Origin of the sequence: Bradyrhizobium sp. RT6a (genome assembly GCF_040547675.1) — a bacterium.
In the GTDB taxonomy this organism is placed as follows: Bacteria; Pseudomonadota; Alphaproteobacteria; order Rhizobiales; family Xanthobacteraceae; genus Bradyrhizobium.
This window is the reverse complement of record NZ_JBEPQC010000014.1, coordinates 1-21,295: the sequence shown is the minus strand read 5'-3', so window position 1 is coordinate 21,295 and position 21,295 is coordinate 1. Positions and strand designations below refer to the sequence as shown.

The window sequence follows — 21,295 nt, the reverse complement described above, 5'->3', positions numbered from 1 at the left end:
TTGGGTCGCTGGACGGCTAAGGTGTGATTCTATGCCCTTCCATCGCAAGCCGCAGCGCCTTCGGGATGCGCTGCCCTTTTCCACCTGAGATAAACGCTACGCGGACACGCGCCGTGACTAGGAGATCGTCTGCGCGCCTGCATTCCTGCAGCAAGGTAACTGACGCGCCTCTCACCTCTTGCGGGAGCGTAACCACGTCAAGCACGTCGTCCAAGACCGCCGGCTTTAGAAATTCGATTGTCATCGAACGTACAACGAAGGCGAAACCGGGCGCATCGTTCCGCGCTTCTTGGAGCAGCGCGTGCTGATTGGTCCCGAGAAGGCGTAAGTAATTCGTTCTGCCGCGTTCCATGAAACGCAAAAAGTTCGCGTGATAAACAATTTGGCCGGAGTCCGTATCTTCAAAATAGACGCGGACCTGCATCTGATGGCGCCCATCGCGAATTTCACCGTCGAGAGCGGCTGTCAAAATGCGATTCCCGTCATTGCGGTTCCAAGAACCAATTGTCTTGCACAGAGTCGCTTTTCTGGGCAAGTGCCAAAAGCCTTAGGCTCGATTCCTGCAGCCGACAATTCCAGCGCCCTTTCCGTGTGAAGCTGCCTGAGCCCATCGGCAGCATCGTCGTCGCGCCGCGTGTCCAAGGCAGACGATCCGATCCGCTTCGAGGTTCGCGTGCGCCCTGCCGCACTGATCGCGGTCCGACCCGGGCAAAGTATCGGTGGCAGCGTTGGTGCCCAGGGAGGGAATCATACGCAACCACACACGATGAACCGCTGTTTGTCCTTAGTATGGTGGCGTGAGCGCTTGGACATAGTTGGCGGAGGTCGGCTGCACCGCCATCGCAGGGGTCCAGTTTTCCTATTGAAGGGCAGCCTAACTCGCGGGGCGGAGCCGGACTTTTGGCCGACTATCACGCAAACGACTTTTGACTGGCCGCCTCAGGAAAGGTGCTTCACTCGCGGACCTGCGATTGGCCGAAAGAATATTTCGCGGCTGGCCGCGTGGGACGACCGTTGCCCTCCGAAGGCAAAGGTCACACGTTCGAATCGTGTCGGGCGCGCCAGTTTTTTCTTATTTTGTTTTGCAGCTGGATAAGCGTGCCTGGACTGAAACTCCAGGTCTGCGTCATTCGAGTACGTAACCGATTGGATGAAAGATCGGAAGCTACACAGCTCAATAATCCTGGTGCACAACAATCCCACTCGCGGCCCGTCCTCACGCTCGTTCATCGTTGAGCACACTTAGGCGGTGATCGAGCGTGATCTTCGCCTCGTACTTCTGGCCGATCGAGGGAATGATCACGACTGGCATCGTTGCCCTCCGAAGGCGAAGGCCACACAGCGCGCGTCCCGCTCGGCCGGATCGAACTTCCCGACCGGGGCCGGACCGCCGGCGTCAGGGTTTCGGCGGGATTAGCGAAATCGGGCGGCGGAACGAGAATGCTCCCGTCGTGGAGCGTCAGGAGCACGCCTGCCGGAAGCACGCGTAACGCGCCGAACCGAGCGCGTATACTTGAGGGGTGCACAGCGCTGATCTCGCGCCGCGATCTATGGGTCGCAGGCGTAGCCCGGCGTGGAGCGAGCGAAAATCTGGGATTTCGCTCCGCGGCACCCCGCTTGATGAGTAGCCCTCGACAATCGCGGCCGACTCGCTACGCCGTTCGAAGCGGCGCGGAGACTCATCCGGAATGGTGCGAGTGATTTCCTGGCGACGATACGTGGATGGAGTCGAGCACGCCGCCGCGGCTGAAGTGGCCGCAACCAAGTTTTCGGCCGCCCCTTCGGTCGGCTTCGATCTACTCGAGGCCGATGGGCGACCTGACGATCTTTCCGCCTTGTTGCGCCACGCGGGCGCAGCCATCGAACTCAATCGTCGCAGCGCTGGACTCCCGCGTGTCCGCCGCTGTCCTAATTCTGATGGCTGATGATTTCGCCGAGGTGGTCTGGACCGGCTCGGCCACCGCCCACGTGAGGTCGAGCCTCGAACGACGCTTTGCATTTGAGGAGGTACAGGCCGCGTGGGCGGTCATCAACCCGGCGACCTACGCACAACGGCTCAGCCGACGGCTCAATCACGCATTGATCATATCGGGCCGGCGCGACGCGGTGTTTATTCCGCAATCGACCCGCCGCTACGTGGACAGGCTGTCGACGCACGGGCTGACCCCCGCGTGGATCCGCTTCGGCTGCGGACACTATACGCTGCGGCTATTCCCATATTCGGTGCTGACCGTCATGAATACCATCAGCTTTCTGCGGCGACAGCTCTAACCCGCGCGTGAGGTAGCTTCCGTCCGCCGGCTCGATCTCCCGAAATCCGTTCAGAAGATCGAACCATGCGATCTGCGCATAACCAGCTGACTTTAAAACGTCCGGCAAGACCCTGGATAGGGGCGCTGCGGTCACCTCGCCCGGAACGATCTCGTGCATCTGAAGGTCGCGGGTATTGCCCGAGAGCACGAATTGGCTACGCAAAGGCAGAAAGCGTAGCAAATCGCGGAGCCATCTGGCTCTTTCCACCGAACTATCGTGCACCGAAAAGGCCCCCTTCGTACCCGCATCACACGACTATAAGCTATCTCACTCGCCAATTTCGAGAGTATTTCCCAAGAGTTCATAGGGAAATGGGATAAGGCGACGGCAAGAACTGGAAGGGCGATCAATCGAGATCAGAAGGCGCATGCAGAACATCGGGGCACCATTCATCCCAGTGATCTGCGCGACCGAACGTTTCAACGTCGTATGGGATGCAATCGCAATCTCTCGAGACCGCCTTACGTCGGCAGGGACGAACAGGCGCCGCCCATTGTGCTGCGATGGGCGATGTTCAATGACGAATTGTGCCCAGCGGTGCGCGTGCGCATCAAGTTCGAGGCGAGCCAACTCACACTGCTGCGTCCCAAAACCGCAGACCTCGAGCTGGCGCCTTGGAGAGGCATCCATGCCAATATCAACTCTGACTTTCCGCGCTGATTCAGTTCACGATTAGTGCGATCCTTGACCCGAGCGGAGACCAGCAATTCGAACCCGGCCGCGTGCAGCGCGCCGACCAGCGCCGTCTGGGCCAACGCCTCGGCGTGGTAGAGTTTGCTTTCCGGACCGTCCATCGGCCGCCGGTTCGAGCGCGGGCGGTGCCACCTTTTCGTCGACAAGGAAACCGTAATTCCTCGCCGAAAGACCTGCGGCGAGAGCAATCTCCCGTGAGGTGAAAACATCGTCACCTCCTCAGCTGAGCAGCCCGCTTTCGATAGGCAAAATAATGGGTCACGTAACCCGCGCTGTGCGCGAGATCCTCGGCTCGTACTTTCGAAAGGAGCTGCGCAACATCGGTTCTGCTCGAATTCGGACGGGGAGCACGAAAATGTTGCTTTGACCCACGTTCTGCGTCTGGTCAGGATTGGTGCATCACCGCTGGATAAGCTCTTCGGATTCGCATCTCCTTCCCGGAGAGCAGGACGTGCGGCAGCCGAAGGTCCGCCACTCGATATTCGCCGGGCATTTTTGCCTCACCACAATCCACCAGAATTGCAACCCACGGTGATCCGGGTTTTCCTATGCATCCGGGAAAATCCTTCGTCAGCTACTCGTCAGCCAGCCTGTCTATCCGGACAGGATGCGCATTCTCGACGTGATTGGAGGTGGAATATGACGGGCATTGGTCGACCTGGCAAATCGCACGTTGGGCCTGCAGGAGCCGACAGCCCATGGGGATTGAGCAGTTCGGGCCCGGAGCCCGGCCCCGCCCCCGGGGAAGGCAGGCAATCTTTCGACTCCGTCGTTGAGCGGATGCACTCCGGGCCTCGAGATAGAACGGCGCCGCTCGTGAGCTTGCCACCAGCTTCGGCGGTAGCAGTCCCGATTTCCTCAAGTGGCGACGGAATCAAAGCAGCGAAGCAAAAAATGCACAGCCTGCTTGAGGATCTTGATAGTTCTCGAAATGCAGCCACACAACTCCGGAACCGGTCGGAGGCGCAAGAGCTGATCGATCAAGTCGTCAAGGCAGGCTCGGAAGTTCTGGACTATTACGCGAGCCTCCCCCCGGACATGGCGCGCAGGCTTCTTTCCGACGGTCGGGCTCGCCAAGTCCGCGACGAAACGATCGCTGCGGGAGACGAATGCAACATCGTGGCCACCTGGATTGTCAACGACCTGGAGGCGAACAGGATCAAAGCAGCAGCCGTGCTCGACCGGATGCGAGATGCCGGCGCTCCGCCCGGCCAGCTGGGCCGGGCGGTATCCAGCGTGGCGAAGCATTACGAAGCCTGCTTGGATTGGTGGGGAAAGAAGGTATTGCGCTCGGAGCGAATGCAGTCCGTCTATACGGCCACCGCCAACTTGCCAAGCACCGCGTCCAAGATGCGGGAGGAGGAAGAGGCCGCGCTACGCCAGCATACCGGCTGGGCACTTAATACGAAGTGCGTGTACCTGGAATCGCGCATCGCTCTCGCGCGACTCTTGATCGAGTCGAAGGCTTCCACGTTCGGCCCAGCCGTGAGCGACGCCCTCATGGGTGAGGACGGGCGGGTGCGACTGCTTGGGACCTTTGTCGCGGATTTTTATCCGGCATTCAACTCGACTTCCGACGCCGTTCTGGAGGGAGCGGCGCTCGACGCAGACCACTGCACCGTTCTGGAAGGAGTCATGGAACGGCTTTCGGAATTTGCCTCAGGGGTGCACGGCATCGTTACCAGGCTAAGGGACGCCGGAACGGATGCCGACCTTCCATTGGAACTGTTGGGCCAGATCGCGGAAGGTGCATGGGACACCGCGCACGAAGTCACGCGACTATTGGCATTGCAGCCAAAGATACCAGCGACGATTGAACCGCCGGCCCGGGCTGGGACACCCGAAAATATCGGCGTAGTGGCTGACGGCCGGGCTGCGCGCAGGGAGGGGAAAGGCAAGCGCGCACCAGTCGCAGGCGAGGGGAGTTCGACGGCCCGCCTGCCCGAGTCGCAGCTCCCCAGACCGGACGCTGCCACGGCCCCGACAGGTAAGGTTATCGTACTCTCGGATCTTGGTACCAAGAAACTCGCGAGCGCGGAGGAGGAGGCACGCGCGAGGGCGTCATCATCGGCGACCGAGCACCTTGAGATGTGGCAGGCTCCGCCGTCCAGGGAAGCACTGACAGGGTTGCTCAATCGATTGGACGAACTGCTGCAGTTCAATCTGCCGGCTCAGCAAAGCGCCGTCTCGCAAGCGCGCCAGATGAAGCCCGACGACGCCGGCCACGTCGTGGGCCTCGTCGTTAAACGCCTGCAGACGCGGGCCGCCGAGATTGAGGCCTGTGTAGCCGCGCTGGAGGAGCCTCGCCGAGGTGGCCTACTCACGCCTGCGCAAGTGCCCGTAGTGCACAAAAAAATAATCCGGCTCAAGGCGATGTTGTCCGAGGTGCAGGGACAGGCAAATTCTTTGAACGCGCGAAAGGCAGCGATCACGATGGATTGCATGAAGACCTACGCGTTTCCGTCGCAGAAGTACCTTGAACAGTTGCGGGCGGCCGGGGAACTGGCGTCTGTGGACCCACCGCGCGCCTTGAAGGGCGAGCCAGGGACGCTGTTCGAGATCAAGCTGCAGCCGACGGCGCTGCAGCCGACGGCGCTGCGCAGAGGTGCGATGCCAAGCCCGATGTGGGTGCACATCCATACCAAGCGGCCGGTACATGCTTGGCAATTGGCAATGCTGAGCGACGCCGAATTCACAGCTTGCCATGTGAAGTCCAATGCACAGCGCGGCTACAATCAGCACTGGCAGAGCGCTCGGGCCGCCGCGGGGCACGAGAGCGTCGTGATCCACCGCGGCAAGCTCACGCCGGCGTTCTGTCGGTCCTTGTTGAGCGCCGCAGCTGGCGGCCAGCCGTGGTATCCCCTTCCCGAGGCGGAGCACGCGTCGATGCAGTTCGCGCGCCTCGGGATGTAGTTACCTGGGTGTCCCGCGCCAGAGCGTCGCTGTGGTGACACCATCAAGCAGACCGTTATCACCGAGAGGAAATCCTCGATGAGCTCGAAGCCGGCGCGGGCTCCCTCGAACAGATCGACAACGGGTCCGATTGAAATTCGATCGGGAGCGTCGTGACCGCGACTTCCTTTCGCTTAAGCAGCTGAACCGTCAAATGCCGGCGATGTGTCGGCTCAAGTCCAGGCACATGCGATCAGCGCTCCTGGCCTTCATCTTCGAAAGTGAGTACAGATGAACTTCGTCTCAATGAATCGCGTGCGTCAACAAACGGATAGCGTGGACGCGCAAGACACCCCTCCGGCCGACTCGTCGGCAGAGGCGGCGGCCTTTCAGCGGCAGCTGAGCGAGCTCGCTGTCCCGTCCTCTCCCGTGCTCATGCAGGCCCGCGCCCATCAAGCGGATGCATCGCGATCTGAGGCGCGGCCCATCATGCGGGCGAGCGGGCAACCATATACGCCGGCTCCGCACGGTGAAGGTGGTGGAACGATGCTGAATGCGTCGGCGCTGCCGCTCGGCCATGCAAATTTGGTTTTCGCAGGTAGCAGCATGGATCCTGTTTATTCCGAAGATGCGTCTCTTATTGAGGGGCTCGGGCCGGCACTCCTCAAGGCTGGGGCCTCCGATCGCACCGTCAGGCGCAATGTACGTTGTCTTCTCGGATTGGGACATTGGCTCGTAAAGAACGGAAAGCCGGGCATTGCTGCCCGGCTTTCCGAAGAGTCGCTGGACAAGGATGCCCAGGAGTTCGGCAAGCAGGAGGGGCAGGCCATCGCTACGCCACTGGATCATCTTCGAGCCTCCCAATCGCCGGGCGGCATCGCGCCGATTGCAAGCCGGGTTGAGCTGAATCCCCATCCCCAAGATGCGGATCTCATCAAGAGGTACAAGGAAGATGCAGCGTCAGGCACCGCCAACACCGTCAGGGGCTATGCAACTCTTCTTATCGATTTCAGTGATTACCTCCGTGAAAGCGATAAGCCCGGCATTGCTGCTCGACTTGGCGACGGCTCGCTGGATGATGATGTCAGCCAGTATAAGGAGGCGGACCCCCGTGGCCGCAGAAAAGCCGGGGCCGCACTGGCTCATCTCCTGAGGTCGCCGGCGGGTGATAGAGCGATCGAACTCCGGCGTCATATTCGCCCCGTTCCTGATCTCGAAGACGCGGTTCGCGCCGAGCCGAGGCGGACCCGGGCCGCGACTGCGCAGCACAGCGGGTCGAACAGAGCTATCAGCTGGCCGGAGACTCTGCCTGCGAACCAGCAGGATCTGCTTTTGGAGACGATGGACGGACCCAGCTGCTCGCCGCCTCTCGAGACAATCGCGCACCATCAACAAGCAGCGGATGCCGGAGGGTCTTTTCGTGACTTGAACTTGCCCCGCGACGACCATGGGGTTCCACCGCCGCATGGCCTGGCATTGCATCCTGCAGAGTCCCTGAACTGGCGCCACCATGACGACGAACTGACGGATAAACGTCACAGGAACCCGCTCGGGCCAGGCGAGCAGGTTCTCGTCAACGATGAGCATGATATAGGGGAGTTGAGATCAGCGAAGAGGCAGAAGACGCTAAGCAATCCGCAGGGCGTCGCCGTTGAGCGGCAGCTGATGCAGACGCCATCCCATCAACTGGCGGCGTCACCATCGCAGATGCAGGCTCTGATGCCGTCGCCGGACGAGCTGATCGGCGAGCAGCTCCCGGGCGAAGACGCGGAGCTCTTGGCGAGGTTTCGTTTAGACGCCGAGCGGCGCAAGCTCACCCCAGGCGCCATCAAGAACAGTGTTTCCGGACTTGGGACATTTGTTCGCTGGGTCAACGCAAGTATTAGGGGGCCTGTAGCATCTCGGCTGCTAAAAGGCGCACCGCTGGATGAGGAAATTGCGGCGTACCGGAGCTTGGGCCGTGACCCCCAGAACCGCATTACATCGGCTCTGAATGTTCTCCGGCGGCTCTTGCGTGGGGGTGAAGAAGCCGAAGCTCCCGAACCCCGCGTCCTCGGGGCCCCACGTCGCCTGGTTCCTCATCCAGAAGATGCGCCCCTCATCGAGGGCGCGCTGAGCCAAGCTCTGAAAAATCTTAAAACTGCGAAGGATAAGGGGTCTGCGCAAAAGCGGGCGACACGTCTTCGCGCACTGAGTGCGTGGCTTAAAGGGAATCGCAAAGGGAGCATCATCGGGCGACTTAACGGCTCTAGCCAGGAGCAGTTAACGTTCGACAACGATGTGCTAGCGTTCCAACGGACTGCAGGCAGAATACACGGTCCCGATTTGTCGCATCTTCGCAGCTACTTAAAACTCATCGAGGCGAACCGAGAGCTGGGGCTGCCAGGCCCTGAGCAGCCGAGCTCGCCGGCCGCGCAGGGCGATCGGCATCCCGGCTCGGCGCAGGATCTTCCCTCAACGCCGGCAAGCCCAAGCGCGGGAGCTTGGGTTTGGTTGGGTGAACAGCTGCAAGAACCAGCATCACCATCCAGGCCCCCGTCACATACTAAGGGCAGGCTTGAGCCATCTGTTGATCTGAATGCGCCGACGCCGTCCGAGTTGCGCGACGATGCTCATTTTGCGCCGGCGCATCCTGCCAGGGCTCGTTCAGACACCTACGCTGGTCTTGAGCCATTTGTTGATCTGAATGCGCCGACGCCGTCCGAGTTGCGCGACGATGCTCACTTTGCGCCGGCGCATCCTGCCAGGGCTCGCTCAGACACCTACGCCGGTCTTGAGGCAGCGGTTAATCCGAATCCGCCCTCACCATTCGAGTTGCGTAACAATGCTTGGGCCCCGGCGCCTGACTTTCCGCCGCTGTTTGCCGGGCCAGTATCGGGGCATCACCAGGGCGCTCGACAGCCCGGCTCGCCGCAAAGGCTTTCTCCGGCGCTAGCCTTCTCGGATGATGAAGCTTTGGCGCGGTTGCGCGAGGAGCTGGCGCGGCGGCAGATGCAAGAACCGGCCTCACCATCAACCGGCAGGGCTCCGTCAGACATCTACGGCGGTCTTGAGTCATTGGTGCATCTGGATGCGCCCACGCCGTCCGAATTGCGCGACGATGCTCACTTTGCGCCGGCGCCCGCTGCCAGGGCTGGCTCAGACACCTACCGCGGTTTTCCATTGGTTGATCTGACTGCGCCCACGCCGTCCGAATCACGCGACGATGCTAATTCTGTACGGCCGTTTCCGAGCACCTCCGCTAATGCTCAGATCAGGGCTTTAGATCCGACAGTGTCGTCTCACGGCCGCGGGCTGGTGCTCGATGACACGGAATGGCTGGGCGACCAGCATATCGACAGGGATTACCGGCTCCAGGAGCAGGACTTGCAGAGGTACCATCCAAATCTCGCCGCCCGGACGCGGTTCGTGAATCCCCTCATAGTCCTAAATTATCTGCGCTCTGGCCACGATGGCGTCCTGCTAACCGAATTCCAGCGCATCATCTATGATGATAATGGTAATGATACAGCCGACTTCCTGTTCCTGCCCGTGATTAATGCCGATCCTGAAAATCATAAGAGCCGCGGCAACCATTGGTCGCTGCTGTTCGTTGATCGCAGCGACCGGGACCGGCCGGTCGCCTATCACTACGATTCCTACGGGGGACTCAACAAAAAGCATGCAGAACATCTCGCAGGTAGGCTGCGCCTGCGCCTGGAGCCAGCCCGCATGGCCCAGCAGCAGAACCGTTATGATTGCGGCGTCTTCGTGGTGGACGGTACGCGTGAGCTGGTTAGGCGATTGGCGCAAGGAGGGCAGACAGTCCACCTGGACCGGTTGGTCGTCGATCGGCAGGCACTGCAAAACCGTCTCAGGGGCTGATGTCGGCTTGGTGCGGATAGAGTTGGCTGGAGCGGCTCTCGCCCGACACCAGTCGGACTGTGTGCGGTGACCTGAGCTATGCGGGAAACTGGGGTGCGCCCCGAAGGCGCGTATCAACAGTGGAGGAAGATTCCACCAGAGAGTTGTCGATTGATCTGGTAGCTGACGAGCGGTTTGGAGGTAAGCGCGAAGCCGGTACCCTGGCTTCAAGGTTAGATTAAATGTGCGAAGAAGGCCTCCGGCTTGGACGGAGGTTTTGGATGGGATTGGACGGCAAAAAAGACGTCCATTTGGACGGCTCGTCGGTCGGGGCGGTCAGCCGGCTTGAAGTGCTTGAAGGACCGTCTCGGCGTCGTGTGCGTTCGGAGGCTGAAAGGGCGCGGATCGCCGCCGGGAGTCTGCTGCCCGGCGCTCAGGTGTCGGAGGTGGCGCGCAAGCACGGGGCAACGCGCTGGCAGGTTTACGATTGGCGGCGGCGCCTTCGACAGCGCGGCGAATTGGCTCCGCGGGAATATCCGGGAGCGAGCTTCGCGCCGCTGGTGGTGGAGGAGCCGGCAGAGGAGCCTCACGTTCTGGCGGCCAAGCTGGAAATTACGATCGGCGACGTCGTGGTACGGACGGACGCGGCGATAGATGGGGAGCAGCTATCTCGGGTGATCCGCGCGGTGCGGGCGTCACGATGATCGCCCCCGGCGCCGAGCTGAAGATTTATATCGCAACGCGGCCTGTCGACTTCCGCTGTGGCCACGATGGGCTTGCTGCGAAGGTGCAGGAGATGCTTGGTCTCGACCCGTTCAGCGGCGCGGCCTTCGTGTTCCGGTCCAAACGGGCGGAGCGGATCAAGATTCTGGTCTGGGATGGAACGGGCCTGGTGCTGGTGCACAAACGCCTCGAGGGCTGCAAGTTCGTATGGCCAAAGATTGCGGACGGCGTGATGCGGAATCGCCGGCGATGTTCGCGGCGTTGTTCGAAGGCCTGGATTGGAGGTTGGTCCGCCCGGAGGAAGCGCGGCGTCCACAGGCTGCTGGATAATTGCGGCAGAATGACTCGGAGCCGAGTTACGCATGGTGCCGGCGGCGGAGATGCGCTCGACATTGCGCATGAGCACCGCGACGCTGCGCGACGAGAACGAACGCCTGAAGGCGCTTTTGGCGCAAACCCAAGCGGCGTTGAGCGAGCATCAGGCGGCGTTGGCGACGTCGGAAGAAGCACGGCGTCGGTTGGAGGTCATTCTCGGCGAACTACGCCGGGAGAAGTTCGCGCGAAGTCCGAGAAGCTGCGGCCAGATCAATATCATTTGCCGCTCGAAGACGTGGAGATCGCGCAAGGCGTCCTGGATGCGGCGCAGGAGAAGGCGGCGGCGATCATCAGGGGCCGATCGCGCGCCGGATCGGATCAAGACCGTCATCGCAATCGGGGTTGCTTGCCTGCTCATTGCCTCGGGTGAAGCGGATCATCGAGCCTGCGAGCACGCTCTGTCCGTGCGGCTGCGGCGCCATGACGAAGACCGGCGAGGACATTAGCAAACGCCTCGACGTGATCCCGGCGCAATGGCGGGTGTTGGTCACGCGCCGCCCGAAATACGTCTGCCGTCGCTGCTCGGGCGCTGTCGTGCAGGCACACGCGCCGGAGCATGTCGTGCCTGGTGGGCTGCCGACCGAAGCGGCCATTGCGCACGTGATCGTCTCCAAGTTCGGCGACCATAGCCGTTTTACCGTCAGGCTGGGATCTATGCGCGACAAGCCGTCTGATATTGGCTCGTACCGCTCGATCGATCTGGACCGCAGCGGTCTCGTATTTACGCCGCTTCCGGGTACGGCCGACGAAGCCAGAGAGCTGCAAAAGCTTCTCGATCTTGATCCGAACGCGATACTAACCGGAGTTGACGCTACCGAAGAAAAGCTCAAGTCGCTACACTCGCCGCGCATTCTGCACGTAGCCACTCACGGGTTTTTCTTAAACGACCGGAGCGCGATCACTGCTTTTCCGCCCGCCACGATCGTCGGCGGCGAGGCGACGTTGTTGCCAACTGGCGAAAGCCCGCTGCTGCGTTCGGGACTGGCTTTGGCCGGAGCGAACGCTCGGCGCTCCGGCCCGAGCAATGACGGGATCCTCACCGCGGCGGAAGCCGCGCTGCTCGATTTGCGCGGTACGCAGCTGGTAGTACTCTCGGCTTGCGAGACCGGGTTAGGCGAAGTGCAGCAAGGCGAGGGGGTTTACGGGCTTCGTCGCGCGCTGGTTCTCGCCGGAGCAGAAGCGCAGGAAGCAATGATCGCAAATCCCGCTACTCGGCATCCCTACTATTGGGCCGCTTTTGTCTTCATCGGAAATGGAGCTCCTCTGGCGATGAATGGCGCGGTCGGACATTAAAGCGTCGCCAGCGATCGAGCGTCCAGCTCGCTCGAGAGCGTTTGAAGGGTTCGTCGGTAGCGCCGGCAATCGCTAGAGCGGTTCATCGATTGATTGAATCGGGAGGGATTGAACGAAGCCGCTGCCGCGGCGTGAGGGGCAAGGTAGCGTAGATCGCCTCCTGGCTGAGAGGATGTGGGTGTTGGAGCCCATCCCCCTCAGACAGGAGTATTGCGATGGTGGGATGAGCAGCGAGCCAGGCTGGGGTGGTCGCGGGCTGACTACCCTGCGCTTTTCCAGATTGCAGATGATGCTGGGTGTCGGTGATTGCGCCGCCAAGCCCAGTCATCAATGCCGATAACCCTGAGAGGTCAGCTGGCCGACGGCTACGGTGTCGGAACACGCGCGGGAGCGTATCCTCACTCACCAGCAGCATCCGCCGTTTTGGGGAGCCTGCCGCCGGTCGTCCGCCGAGCGCCAGACCAAAGTGATGGACGATCGCGTCCAGCCTCGCGGTCCGTCGCGCCGATGGAGCCAGTACCCCTTCAGCGAAGCGTCAGTGAAGACCTGGCACCCACATAGGACGGCGTCGCAGCGGAAGCGGCGGGCGTCGCGGGCGCGACCGCCGCGACGACCGGTTCTCCCAGCATCACCGACGGATGCACGCCAGATCTACTTCTGATTGTCTCCCACAGACTACGAAAGGATGGGCAGCGTTCTAAACTAAGCTCGGCCGCCGCCGGCCCGGTTGTTGCCCCCAGAAGCGCTATCAAGCTCTATTTTGTCAGAGGCCGTCGCGGACGAGATCAAATGGGACGCAACCAGCACGCGCCATTCATCCGGCCGCTATGCAGATACTTATCTCCGAATATCGGAGCAGATCATCAAAGCGCTTCCTTCCGGCATATGCGAAAAGGCGCTTCGGCGAGGAGCGCGCTTTCAGTGCGCTCCCACTTCTCTATGCCCTTCGCGCCCGGCATGCGCGAGGCGAGACACGATTTTGCTTTCGTGGCCTTCCGGTTGAGCTTCTCAGTCGTCGCGTCCTCCGGGAAAAGTGAGCGCCCGCTCTAAGTACCAAGAAAGGTCATCGCCGGACGAATCTGTCTCGACAAACTGTTCGCTTTCGTCGCTACTTCCTTCAAGGGGATCCTCGCTCTCAGCTTGGAGATACAGTTGAGGCCTGTCCGCCCGCTGCCATTCACCGTTGCCATTCAGCGTCCACTTATCGCGATGCCGTTTGGGATCAAGCACAAACTCGTTTCCACCCACGTCAACAAAGCCCATCTGCTCCAGACGGGGCTTCAGCTCATCGTTAGCAGGACGCGACATGATCAACGGCTTCTTGCCGTCGAGCCGAAGTTGATGTTCGAGCAGAACATCGCCGGCATTCTCAACGAGGGGATGTGTTACTCGCAGAGCCACAACCGATGAGATGTTTTTTCGCTCGGAAAAGTGTTCTTCCTGCCAGTCTCTCCCTTTGATGCGGAATCCTGGATCCATTCTTAGGAGCCCGACACTCTTGTCGCCCAACCGGTAGCTGAAGTACCGCGAACCCGGCGTGTCTGCTTCGCTCGCGCCGCCTCTAGCGAGCATTGCGCTGCGCTCGGCTTTTGAGGACACGAAATCCGAGTACTCTTGGGGATTTTCGGCTATGTGCTTGACATCATCGCCGTAGAAATTCCTCAGTTCTTGCTCGTACGTACCCCTGTCCATCTCAACGATAGGAGGGTTAGAGGTAAGAGAATAGGGTCGTGTCGTCGACGACGAAGCAGCCGTCTCTGCGACCGCTCCCGCGAACGTCGGGTCATCTGCTAGCTGTCCCGATTCATAGGCTTCGCTGGCAGTTGTAGATTGGTTGGATGATCCGGTGATTCTGCTATACATGCGATCCGCTCTCATATCGACATAGCTGCGCCATAACTAATATGGGTCTCCTCAAGATTCGGTGGCAGCTTAAGCGAGTCAGCTGACCACAAGCTGACGTAGAGAAATGTGCAAGAGTGCAGCCCCGATCTCGATCTGATCCAGGCTGGGCACATGGAGCGGTTATCTGGCCAGCGCAGCCTTCGATCTGGACGATATGCCCGTGATACCAACGTCACGCGAGGGCACCGAGCCCTTGCGCTGCTGCTATGGCTCGAGAAGAGCACGCAGACGAAATCCTGATGCCGATTGCCGAGCGGTACGGCGCGGCGTTCATCTCCGGAACCGGGCGAGACGTCGCTGACGTCAGTTAATCCGGCCGGCCTGAAAAGTCGGCGGCCATCAAGCAAGGATCCGATCCGACGCAAATCAACATGCAGCGGTGACAAGCCACTATGATTGTCGCGTTCGGCCAACGACCTTGCAAGCGAGAGGAGGCCTAAAGTGGCACTGAACTCTCTCCGCGATAGGTTCAGTCAAACCACTCAGCACCGGCCTGCCTAAGTCGGCGGCGCGAGGCGCGAAATGGACTTCTACAGCTTCTTCGAATGTGCAAAGCAAACGCGATCTCCGAAGGCGTTGTTCGATCTGCCTGTGATCTGTTCGAGCGAACAGGGCTTCAGTCAAGTCGCTAACGGGGCACTGACCTACGCGGAGCCGACTCGGCTGCCAGAGTATCTGCCAGCGTGGATGATCGTGAACTTTCCTTCCGATTGGTGCGAGCGCTATTCTGAATTCGGGTACAATGCCATCGATCCCGTGGTTCGGCGGACGACGATGCTATCGGCACCGTTTCCGTGGGATCAACTCGCCTAGCAGTATCAATTGCAACCCGGCGAACCGCCGTGTTGAACGAAGCCAGAGAGGCCGGCCTGAAGCATGGCGTAAGCGTACCATTGTTCGGCCATTCGGGCGGCTATCTGTCGTATCGCTTGCGTCCCGGTTCGACGATGCCGACCCTCAGCATCGTCTCGGTCATTTCCACGCACTGGCTTGGCAGGTTCATCTTGCGTTTGCAGAGATCACGCCTTCATCGGACGCAGATGCGATGTGCAAATTGCCCTATCCAAGCGAAGCAGGACTGCCTCCGGCGGGTAAGACGGAAAACCATCTTGGGAAATCGGAGTCATACTGAAAGTAAGCGAGAATACCGTCAACTTTCACCCCAAGAACGCAATGCGAAAGCTTGGGACGAACAGCAGTATCCACTGCGCTGTCGAGCCGATCCGCCTCCGGTCCGAGAAACTGAGCCATCTCGAGCATTGCCACGCGCTGCATGGCGACAGGCATCGCCAGACGAGCGCCTATGGCCGGGGGCGCGCGACGCGCGAACATGCGCCTCGGTGAGAGCCAGGCTATTTCGAGTGCATCAACGCATGCGCCACGTCGGACGGCGCTTGCAAGCTGGCGTTTCCGCTCTCGGCCTTGCCATCAAGTGCCAGCGAAAGGTTCAGATTCTTGCGCAACATCTCATTGTCTGGCTCCGTTGCAAGGGCTCGTTGATATAGCGCTTGTGCCTCACGGTGACGTCCCTCGCTGTCGAGGACTGCGCCTTTCGCGTTCAGTGCACGCAGATCGCCAGGCGCTGCAAGCAAGACGCTGTCCAGTAGCTGAAGCGCCTCATCCGGGTGCTTTTGCGTCAGTAAGGCCCGCACCAGAGGAATCGCCGCATCAACGTTGCCAGGCTGTTGCGTCAAAGCAGCGCGCAGGGTGTCCTCGTCGGCATCCCGGAGTAGTGTGTGCGCAATGCGCTCGCGCACGGCAGGATCGACATCCTTGTTAGCTAGCAACTCTGGTCGCGGCGCCTCCCCAACTCGAAGACCCGACTGATCCCAGCTAGCGCAACCGCCGACCAGCAGAATGGCGAGCACTGCGAGAAGCCTGGAGCATGAGCCTGGACCAAAGGGACACAGCTGCCGCCCGATTTGTTGTTGCATCATAACGTCCATCACACGATCAACTGCTGTGCTTCATAAACCCGATGCGGCGACTAACCACGCGGCTCCGCTGACAAACCGTTCTCCTTGGCTGCCGTGAGCTTGACGGATCCAACCGGCTGGATCGTGAAATCGGAGGCGAGATCCTGGTAGGACAGAACGGGGAGATCAATACCGTTGCGGGTGAGAAAACCGCGGACGAAACGCCGGATATCCGAACCCAGAATGACCGGCCGGCTCTGATCCGATGCGATGCTTGAATGGATCTGACGGAATTGCGAAAGCAGCCTCTCGGTTTGCCAATCCTCTAAAACGAGGTAGGGGCCGACAGCGGTATCACGCAGCGCACCACGCACGATCTCCTCAGTTTCACGCTCGATGATAAAGGCGGCCACCACACGGTGGGCATTGGCATAGCGATGGCAGATCTGCCGCCTCAGACCGGAGCGAACATATTCGGTGAGCAGCACGACACTTTTCTCGCGTTCGCTCCATTCGGCCAGCGTCTCCAGCACCAGGCGCGTGTTGCGAATGGGGATGCCCTCGTCCAGTAAGCGGCGCAGGACGTCGGCGATCCGGGGAACCGGCGTCGTGCGCAGCACCTCCTTCACCAGATCAGCGTACTCCTGCTCCATCCGGTTGAGCAATTGACGCGTCTCCTGAATGCCTAGCAAGCGCTTTGCGTACCGTGTCAATGTCGAATGGACGCGCAAGCCGACGACTTCGCTCAGACTATGATACCCTATTCCGGCGGCTTTGAGAGCCGGCGCATGCTCTTGTTCGATCCAGATCCGGTTTGTGTCCGGCTCCTGCCGAAACGGGATACCGCTCAATTCAATGTTCGCCACGTCATCGTTAAGCATGAGCTGCGCCGGGTCAACGAAATCCGCTTCAACTGGGACTCCCTCGACATCCACCCTAAATTGCGACTCGGATAAGCGCTGATCGAGTTGGGCGGGGATGCGTGGAATGGTGATGCCAAGATCGGCTGAGACCAGCGCCGAAACGCGTCCGATGCATTGCTCGAGCTCCCCTTTGTCGATTGCATGTGTCAGATTGGGTGCGAGGAATAGCGTGATCGGAAGTGCCTCCGCAGGGACGGTTTGCTTGTCGGCTTGTGTTGGATCAGGGCTCGAAGCGTTGACACCGGCGTCCGTGTTGGCGGCGATCTTCCCGCTTTGCGCACCAACCTTAAAATAGCTCGCGCCGGCAAAGAATGCGGCCAGGATAACAAATGGAGGCAGGGGGAAACCGGGCACGAGTCCCATCACAAGCAACACGCAGGCGGCCAGCCATAGTGCTTGTGTGCTCGCTGTAAGTTGGTTGACGATATCGGCACCGAGTTTGAGCTTGGACGGTGACCTTGACGTTGCGCCAGCCCCGATGTGGATCGAAGGTGACGAAGAGATTGGCGGTGCCGTTGCGGCGATACTCGTAATCGTAGCGCTCGCGCTGTCCCGGTTGGGCCGGGACCGGCTGGCGCACCTCGCCGATCAGCTGGATGGGAGTCTCGTCGAAGCAGACCAGCGGCCGGGCGGGATTCTGCGTCTCGGCGTAGAGGTCGAGCACGTTCTCCATGCGGGCAACGTATTCGCCGTCGACATGGGAATGCACCACATGTCCCTGCGCCACGGCTTGAGGTCATTCTCGGTCAGCCGGCGACGCACGGTCTCGCCCGACAGGCTGTTGTGATCGGTGAGCTTGACCATCGCGTCGGCCAACAGCGTCAGCGTCCAGCGTTTGCAGCCGGCGGGCGGCTTGGCGCATGCGGTCGCCACCAGCAGGGCTTCCTCCTTGCCGGTCAGCTTGCGCTCAGCGCCCGGACGCGGCTCCTCGCTCAAGGCCCGCTCCAGATTGCCTTCCACGAAGCGGCGCTTGGTCCGGCCGACGGTGGAGAGGCTGACACTCACGGTCCGGGCAATCTCCTCGTCGCGGCAGCCTCCATTGGCCGCCAGCAAAATCTGCGCCCGCTTAAGCTTGCGGGCGGCGTGCTTTGCCGCCGCCGAGCATCGCCGTCAGTTCGTCGCGCTCGGCTTGGCTCAATTCGACCCGATAACGTACATTCATGCTTTGCCTCCTTGTCGGAGGCCGGGACGAATCCAACGATGAGTCAAAAATCAGGCGCGCGCTTCACCGAGAAGCAGGGTTATTACCTGGCTTTCATTCATACCTACGCCCACATGTTCGGACGTCCACCCGCCGAAGCCGACATCCAGCGCCACTTCCGCGTCAGCCCGCCTTCGGTTCACCAGATGATCGTCACCCTCGAACGAAACGGCTTCATCCGACGTCAACCTGGCGTCCCTAGAAGCATCGAAATCCTCGTGCCGCCGGAAAGCTTGCCGATCCTCGAATGGCTCGGTATCAAAACGTCGAAATCACTGTGATGAACCACTAGCAGTAGCCGCCGACGTGTAGACCGAGGATCTCGTTGGGAGTGACATGCTTCGGACCACTTCTAGGCATTCTCCGATAGTCTGACCGCGTAACGCTTGAACAGGATCCGCCCAACAAATTGTCTGCTTCGTGGCCCTTGTTAGCGCCGACTAGCTTTGGGTAGGGTCCTAACATTCGGCGGCACCGCATTTGGCTAAGCAAGCAACACAAGGGGGAAATGGCTCTGCTGAGAGTCAGGGGCTCGTGCGGCGATTAACGTTGGAGATCAGATCCCTCAACGTCTGTCTGGAGGATTTCCTTCACGTCCGAGCCGAGTCACTCGGCATTAGTGGAACACAATTGGCGATCTTGATGGCGGTGACGGACTTAGACAAGGATGGGGGTGCTCCGGCCGGCGTGGTCGCAAAACTGATGAAGGTCGACCCATCCTTCATCACGCTAAATTCGAAGGTCCTGGAGAAAGTCGGATTTGTGCGGCGCAAGCCCAGTGTCAGAGATGCTCGGGTCGTCCAGCTGTCGCTAACGGACAAAGCTCGTAAGCGTCTCGCGAACATCGCTGCACAACAGGAGGAACTGGATCAATTCGTAGTGAGCTTGGCATTGAGGGGTTGACGAGACTGTCGAGCCGGCTTGCAGCGCTCAGGAAGCGGCTGGAGAGAGCTCGCCTGAAAGCCGAACTGGACACCGGCGCAGTGTCAGCCCGAGGGAGGGGCCGACGTTAGAAGGGAGGCACTTTGGATCATTAAGTTGCTTGAATGCGAGTTCTGGAATCTTTGGCTAAGACTGGGCTGAAAAGGAGTGGCAATAACTCTTAATCAGCGGGTCCTAGGTTCGAGCCCTGGTGCGCCGGCCAAGCTTTTCACGGACTTAGCCGGATAGCGGCGGCACAGGAGAATGGCCTCGACGTCGTGCAAGCTGTGGCTATCCTTCGACACCATGATTGACGATTGAGAGCCGCGGGGCAGTCTCGTTTTTTGCGGATGTGGCGATGCAGTACTTCACGAGCGACGGCATCGTCAGGTTTTCGAAAGCTTGCCCGAGTAAGGTTGCTCAGGTGATTTGTAAGCGTGAGGCTGCGATGGACCCGCACAATTTTGACTCATTCAATGTTAGAGGTTGGCCGCAGGTAGAGCCTCCCGTCTCGCACGAGCCTGAAGCGAGCGACGTCGGCCAAGCGGCCTTTGAGCAGCAATTGCACCAGGCGCGCCCAGCCGGTGCCGCGATGCCCGATCGGGGGCCGCGCGGTGGCCTCCGTCCCAATGTGTCTAGCGACCGCCAGCAGTCCCCCAACGGGCTGATGGGTGAAATTGCCAGGAGCAACATCCTGCCAAGCGAGGAGGTCCTGATCAACGATGAGCGTGATACAGCTGCGTTGAGAGCAGCGAAGAAGCCGAGGACCACAAACAATCCGCAAGGCGTTGCCGTTGAGCGGCAGCTGAGCGAGATCGCCAATTCAGAAGGTGGTGGAGCAATGCCGCCAGCCTCGGCGCTGCAGCCGGCTCAGTCGACGGGGGTTGTGATAGGGCACGACAGGCGGCCTCTTTATTCCGAGGATGCTACCGCGATTTTCGGGCTTGGGGAGGCCCTCATCAAGGACGGGAGCGCCAAAGTCACTGCCGAGCGGTATGTAAGTTCTCTTGTTGGCTTTAGCCGCTGGCTCTTCGCAAAAAAGAAACCGAGCATTGTTGCTCGGCTCGACAGTAATTCGCTGAATGGCAGTGACGTGCACGAGTACATCGGAAAAGGTGATCCGAGGCTCCTCATTAGGGCATTAGGCCATCTCCGGACCTTGCGGTCAGGAGCCGCGCCGATCATACGCCGCGCCAAGCTGAATCTTCACGCCTTGAACGTGGCCCTCATCAATCCCGAAGAGGCGGTAGTGATGGAGCGGAGGCGCGTCGGCGCCACCGCTGCGCAGCACAGCGGGTCGCAGGAAGCTGACACTCGACGAGAGGAGCTTCAGGGACGGCGGGATAATCAATCCGCCCCGTCGGCTTTCGTCCAAGAGCACGTCGCGTTCTATCCACAGCAGATTGCTCCGGAGGAGCTTCGGCGAGTGCTGGATCATCTGAATGATCAATCCATCCCGTCCCCAGTCTCCGTCCCTTCAGCGGAGCTTGAGCGACTGGAGCGGGACTTGCATGACGAGCTTCGCGGACGACAGGACGATCACGCTGCCCAGTCGCTCTCCGTCGATCCAGAAGAGTTTACTTTCAATCCAGAGCAGTTCTCTCCAGGCGAGCTTCAGCGAATGCTGGATGATCGATCCATCCCGTCGCCAGTCCCCGCCGGTCCAGAGTACTTCGCTCTAAATCTTGAGCAGTTCTCTCCGAAGGAGCTTTGGCGGCTACTGAATGCTGATGAACCCGCGCCGTTGGGAGTGGCATCTAGTTCAGGCCCGGCAGATCAGTCGGCTTGCGAGCCGGGTCCGCCGCCGAATCTATCAATGTACCTCCCCCTGGACTTCCAGCACGGCGCCCAATGGGCGTCGGAAGACTTCATGCAAGGAATGCGCTTGCATAACCTGCTGCCGAGTGCGTCTCAGCCGGAGACAAAGTTTCCTCTCAACGGCGTGAACTACGCGGCCACATTAGGGCCGGCAGGCCACGAGGATCAGGTTTTTCTGCGTCCAGCATGAACACCGGATTGCCGTACGGCAAAAAGGACGTATGAAAGCGGCGCTCGATTGTGTTTCGGCATGGAATAAGGACCCCGTTTTCGGGGTGATCGGCATCCAATCGGGGCTCTGACGCATATTCGATGATCGTGATTGTTTTTATGGCGCCAATCAGCCTAGCCTGAAGGAGATCGAGCTTAGCGCGCCCGTACATTTGCCGTTTGACCAGCTTGAGCTTGGTGATCTGAGCTTCCACTTGGCCATTGGACCATGGTTGCGTGATAGCCGCGTGCACCGCGCCCTTATCGTT

General features: G+C 60.3%; 16 protein-coding genes, 1 tRNA gene and 4 pseudogenes. 13 read left to right on the top strand and 8 right to left on the bottom strand.

Annotated elements, in window-relative coordinates; all coding sequences use genetic code 11:
* Window positions 1–16: 16 nt before the first annotated feature.
* On the bottom strand, window positions 17–469 hold the full coding sequence (locus ABIC03_RS37810) for a YbgC/FadM family acyl-CoA thioesterase (protein WP_354065826.1): 453 nt from the start codon (window positions 467–469) through the stop codon (window positions 17–19).
* A gap of 521 nt (window positions 470–990) precedes the next feature.
* On the opposite strand from ABIC03_RS37810, the gene ABIC03_RS37805 reads away from it, so the two are divergent.
* Both ABIC03_RS37805 and ABIC03_RS37800 read left to right on the top strand, forming a co-directional pair.
* Window positions 991–1,064: transfer RNA gene (locus ABIC03_RS37805), tRNA-Arg, on the top strand.
* Between the two features lie 745 nt (window positions 1,065–1,809).
* Window positions 1,810–2,271: a hypothetical protein gene (locus ABIC03_RS37800; protein ID WP_354065824.1), complete on the top strand. Its 462-nt coding sequence runs from the start codon at window positions 1,810–1,812 to the stop codon at window positions 2,269–2,271.
* On the opposite strand, the gene ABIC03_RS39370 is transcribed toward ABIC03_RS37800, so the two are convergent.
* On the bottom strand, window positions 2,209–2,520 hold the full coding sequence (locus tag ABIC03_RS39370) for a hypothetical protein (protein ID WP_502917361.1): 312 nt from the start codon (window positions 2,518–2,520) through the stop codon (window positions 2,209–2,211). The genes ABIC03_RS37800 and ABIC03_RS39370 overlap by 63 nt on opposite strands.
* A gap of 254 nt (window positions 2,521–2,774) precedes the next feature.
* Window positions 2,775–3,215 (bottom strand): hypothetical protein, encoded by a 441-nt coding sequence (locus ABIC03_RS37795; protein ID WP_283017570.1) that lies wholly within the window; start codon window positions 3,213–3,215, stop codon window positions 2,775–2,777.
* A gap of 430 nt (window positions 3,216–3,645) precedes the next feature.
* On the opposite strand from ABIC03_RS37795, the gene ABIC03_RS37790 reads away from it, so the two are divergent.
* The 6 genes and pseudogenes from ABIC03_RS37790 (at window position 3,646) to ABIC03_RS37765 (ending at window position 12,132) form a co-directional block, all read left to right on the top strand.
* Complete coding sequence (locus ABIC03_RS37790) at window positions 3,646–5,919, top strand: T3SS effector XopP-like protein (protein ID WP_354065821.1); 2,274 nt, start codon at window positions 3,646–3,648, stop codon at window positions 5,917–5,919.
* A 270-nt stretch (window positions 5,920–6,189) separates the two neighbouring features.
* Window positions 6,190–9,762 (top strand): Ulp1 family isopeptidase, encoded by a 3,573-nt coding sequence (locus ABIC03_RS37785; RefSeq protein ID WP_354065819.1) that lies wholly within the window; start codon window positions 6,190–6,192, stop codon window positions 9,760–9,762.
* Between the two features lie 260 nt (window positions 9,763–10,022).
* A complete protein-coding gene (gene tnpA, locus ABIC03_RS37780; RefSeq protein ID WP_283017573.1) occupies window positions 10,023–10,445 on the top strand; it encodes an IS66-like element accessory protein TnpA in 423 nt (140 codons plus the stop codon).
* Window positions 10,442–10,687 (top strand): annotated as a pseudogene (gene tnpB / locus ABIC03_RS37775) (IS66 family insertion sequence element accessory protein TnpB); the annotation flags it as partial. The gene tnpA and the pseudogene tnpB, both read left to right, overlap by 4 nt.
* A 139-nt stretch (window positions 10,688–10,826) precedes the next feature.
* Window positions 10,827–11,285, top strand: coding sequence for a hypothetical protein (locus ABIC03_RS39365; RefSeq protein ID WP_474425453.1), 459 nt, complete (start codon window positions 10,827–10,829; stop codon window positions 11,283–11,285).
* Entirely contained in the window at window positions 11,260–12,132 is an 873-nt protein-coding gene (locus ABIC03_RS37765; RefSeq protein WP_474423504.1) for a CHAT domain-containing protein, read from the top strand. The genes ABIC03_RS39365 and ABIC03_RS37765 overlap by 26 nt, the downstream gene beginning before the upstream one ends.
* A gap of 1,008 nt (window positions 12,133–13,140) precedes the next feature.
* Here the strand turns inward: ABIC03_RS37765 and ABIC03_RS37760 are convergent.
* Window positions 13,141–13,995, bottom strand: coding sequence for a host specificity protein (locus tag ABIC03_RS37760; RefSeq protein ID WP_354065814.1), 855 nt, complete (start codon window positions 13,993–13,995; stop codon window positions 13,141–13,143).
* 564 nt (window positions 13,996–14,559) lie between these two features.
* On the opposite strand from ABIC03_RS37760, the gene ABIC03_RS37755 reads away from it, so the two are divergent.
* Complete coding sequence (locus ABIC03_RS37755; RefSeq protein ID WP_354065812.1) at window positions 14,560–14,850, top strand: autoinducer binding domain-containing protein; 291 nt, start codon at window positions 14,560–14,562, stop codon at window positions 14,848–14,850.
* Window positions 14,851–15,144: 294 nt separating this feature from the next.
* Window positions 15,145–15,381 (top strand): annotated as a pseudogene (locus ABIC03_RS37750) (LuxR C-terminal-related transcriptional regulator); the annotation flags it as partial.
* Window positions 15,382–15,389: 8 nt separating this feature from the next.
* On the opposite strand, the gene ABIC03_RS37745 reads toward ABIC03_RS37750, so the two are convergent.
* From ABIC03_RS37745 to ABIC03_RS37735, 3 genes and pseudogenes are all read right to left on the bottom strand, one after another.
* Window positions 15,390–15,905, bottom strand: a complete 516-nt coding sequence (locus tag ABIC03_RS37745; RefSeq protein WP_354065810.1) for a tetratricopeptide repeat protein — start codon at window positions 15,903–15,905, stop codon at window positions 15,390–15,392.
* A 119-nt stretch (window positions 15,906–16,024) separates the two neighbouring features.
* Window positions 16,025–17,335, bottom strand: a pseudogene (locus tag ABIC03_RS37740) (FHIPEP family type III secretion protein); the annotation flags it as partial.
* Window positions 17,322–18,038, bottom strand: a pseudogene (locus ABIC03_RS37735) (IS630 family transposase); the annotation flags it as partial. The pseudogenes ABIC03_RS37740 and ABIC03_RS37735, both read right to left, overlap by 14 nt.
* Window positions 18,039–18,076: 38 nt before the next feature.
* Between ABIC03_RS37735 and ABIC03_RS37730 the strand changes: the two are divergent.
* The 3 genes from ABIC03_RS37730 to ABIC03_RS37720 all read left to right on the top strand — a co-directional run bounded on the left by ABIC03_RS37730 (window position 18,077) and on the right by ABIC03_RS37720 (window position 21,006).
* On the top strand, window positions 18,077–18,358 hold the full coding sequence (locus tag ABIC03_RS37730) for a LexA family protein (RefSeq protein ID WP_126262178.1): 282 nt from the start codon (window positions 18,077–18,079) through the stop codon (window positions 18,356–18,358).
* 268 nt (window positions 18,359–18,626) lie between these two features.
* Window positions 18,627–18,980: a MarR family winged helix-turn-helix transcriptional regulator gene (locus tag ABIC03_RS37725; RefSeq protein WP_354065807.1), complete on the top strand. Its 354-nt coding sequence runs from the start codon at window positions 18,627–18,629 to the stop codon at window positions 18,978–18,980.
* A 376-nt stretch (window positions 18,981–19,356) separates the two neighbouring features.
* On the top strand, window positions 19,357–21,006 hold the full coding sequence (locus ABIC03_RS37720; RefSeq protein ID WP_354065805.1) for a hypothetical protein: 1,650 nt from the start codon (window positions 19,357–19,359) through the stop codon (window positions 21,004–21,006).
* Here ABIC03_RS37720 and ABIC03_RS37715 read toward each other — a convergent pair.
* Window positions 20,933–21,295, bottom strand: a 363-nt coding sequence (locus ABIC03_RS37715) for a hypothetical protein (protein WP_354065803.1), incomplete at its 5' end; no start/stop codon positions are given. The genes ABIC03_RS37720 and ABIC03_RS37715 overlap by 74 nt on opposite strands.

What these genes read in the sequence shown, in the direction of transcription:
- ABIC03_RS37760 (WP_354065814.1), bottom strand. Translation starts at nt 13,995, where the DNA reads ATGTATAGCAGAATCACCGGATCATCCAACCAATCTACAACTGCCAGC.
- ABIC03_RS37730 (WP_126262178.1), top strand. Translation starts at nt 18,077, where the DNA reads ATGAGTCAAAAATCAGGCGCGCGCTTCACCGAGAAGCAGGGTTATTAC.
- tnpA (WP_283017573.1), top strand. Translation starts at nt 10,023, where the DNA reads ATGGGATTGGACGGCAAAAAAGACGTCCATTTGGACGGCTCGTCGGTC.
- ABIC03_RS37800 (WP_354065824.1), top strand. Translation starts at nt 1,810, where the DNA reads ATGGGCGACCTGACGATCTTTCCGCCTTGTTGCGCCACGCGGGCGCAG.
- ABIC03_RS37765 (WP_474423504.1), top strand. Translation starts at nt 11,260, where the DNA reads ATGACGAAGACCGGCGAGGACATTAGCAAACGCCTCGACGTGATCCCG.
- ABIC03_RS37755 (WP_354065812.1), top strand. Translation starts at nt 14,560, where the DNA reads ATGGACTTCTACAGCTTCTTCGAATGTGCAAAGCAAACGCGATCTCCG.
- ABIC03_RS37785 (WP_354065819.1), top strand. Translation starts at nt 6,190, where the DNA reads ATGAACTTCGTCTCAATGAATCGCGTGCGTCAACAAACGGATAGCGTG.
- ABIC03_RS37790 (WP_354065821.1), top strand. Translation starts at nt 3,646, where the DNA reads ATGACGGGCATTGGTCGACCTGGCAAATCGCACGTTGGGCCTGCAGGA.
- ABIC03_RS37795 (WP_283017570.1), bottom strand. Translation starts at nt 3,215, where the DNA reads ATGTTTTCACCTCACGGGAGATTGCTCTCGCCGCAGGTCTTTCGGCGA.
- ABIC03_RS37720 (WP_354065805.1), top strand. Translation starts at nt 19,357, where the DNA reads ATGCAGTACTTCACGAGCGACGGCATCGTCAGGTTTTCGAAAGCTTGC.
- ABIC03_RS39365 (WP_474425453.1), top strand. Translation starts at nt 10,827, where the DNA reads ATGGTGCCGGCGGCGGAGATGCGCTCGACATTGCGCATGAGCACCGCG.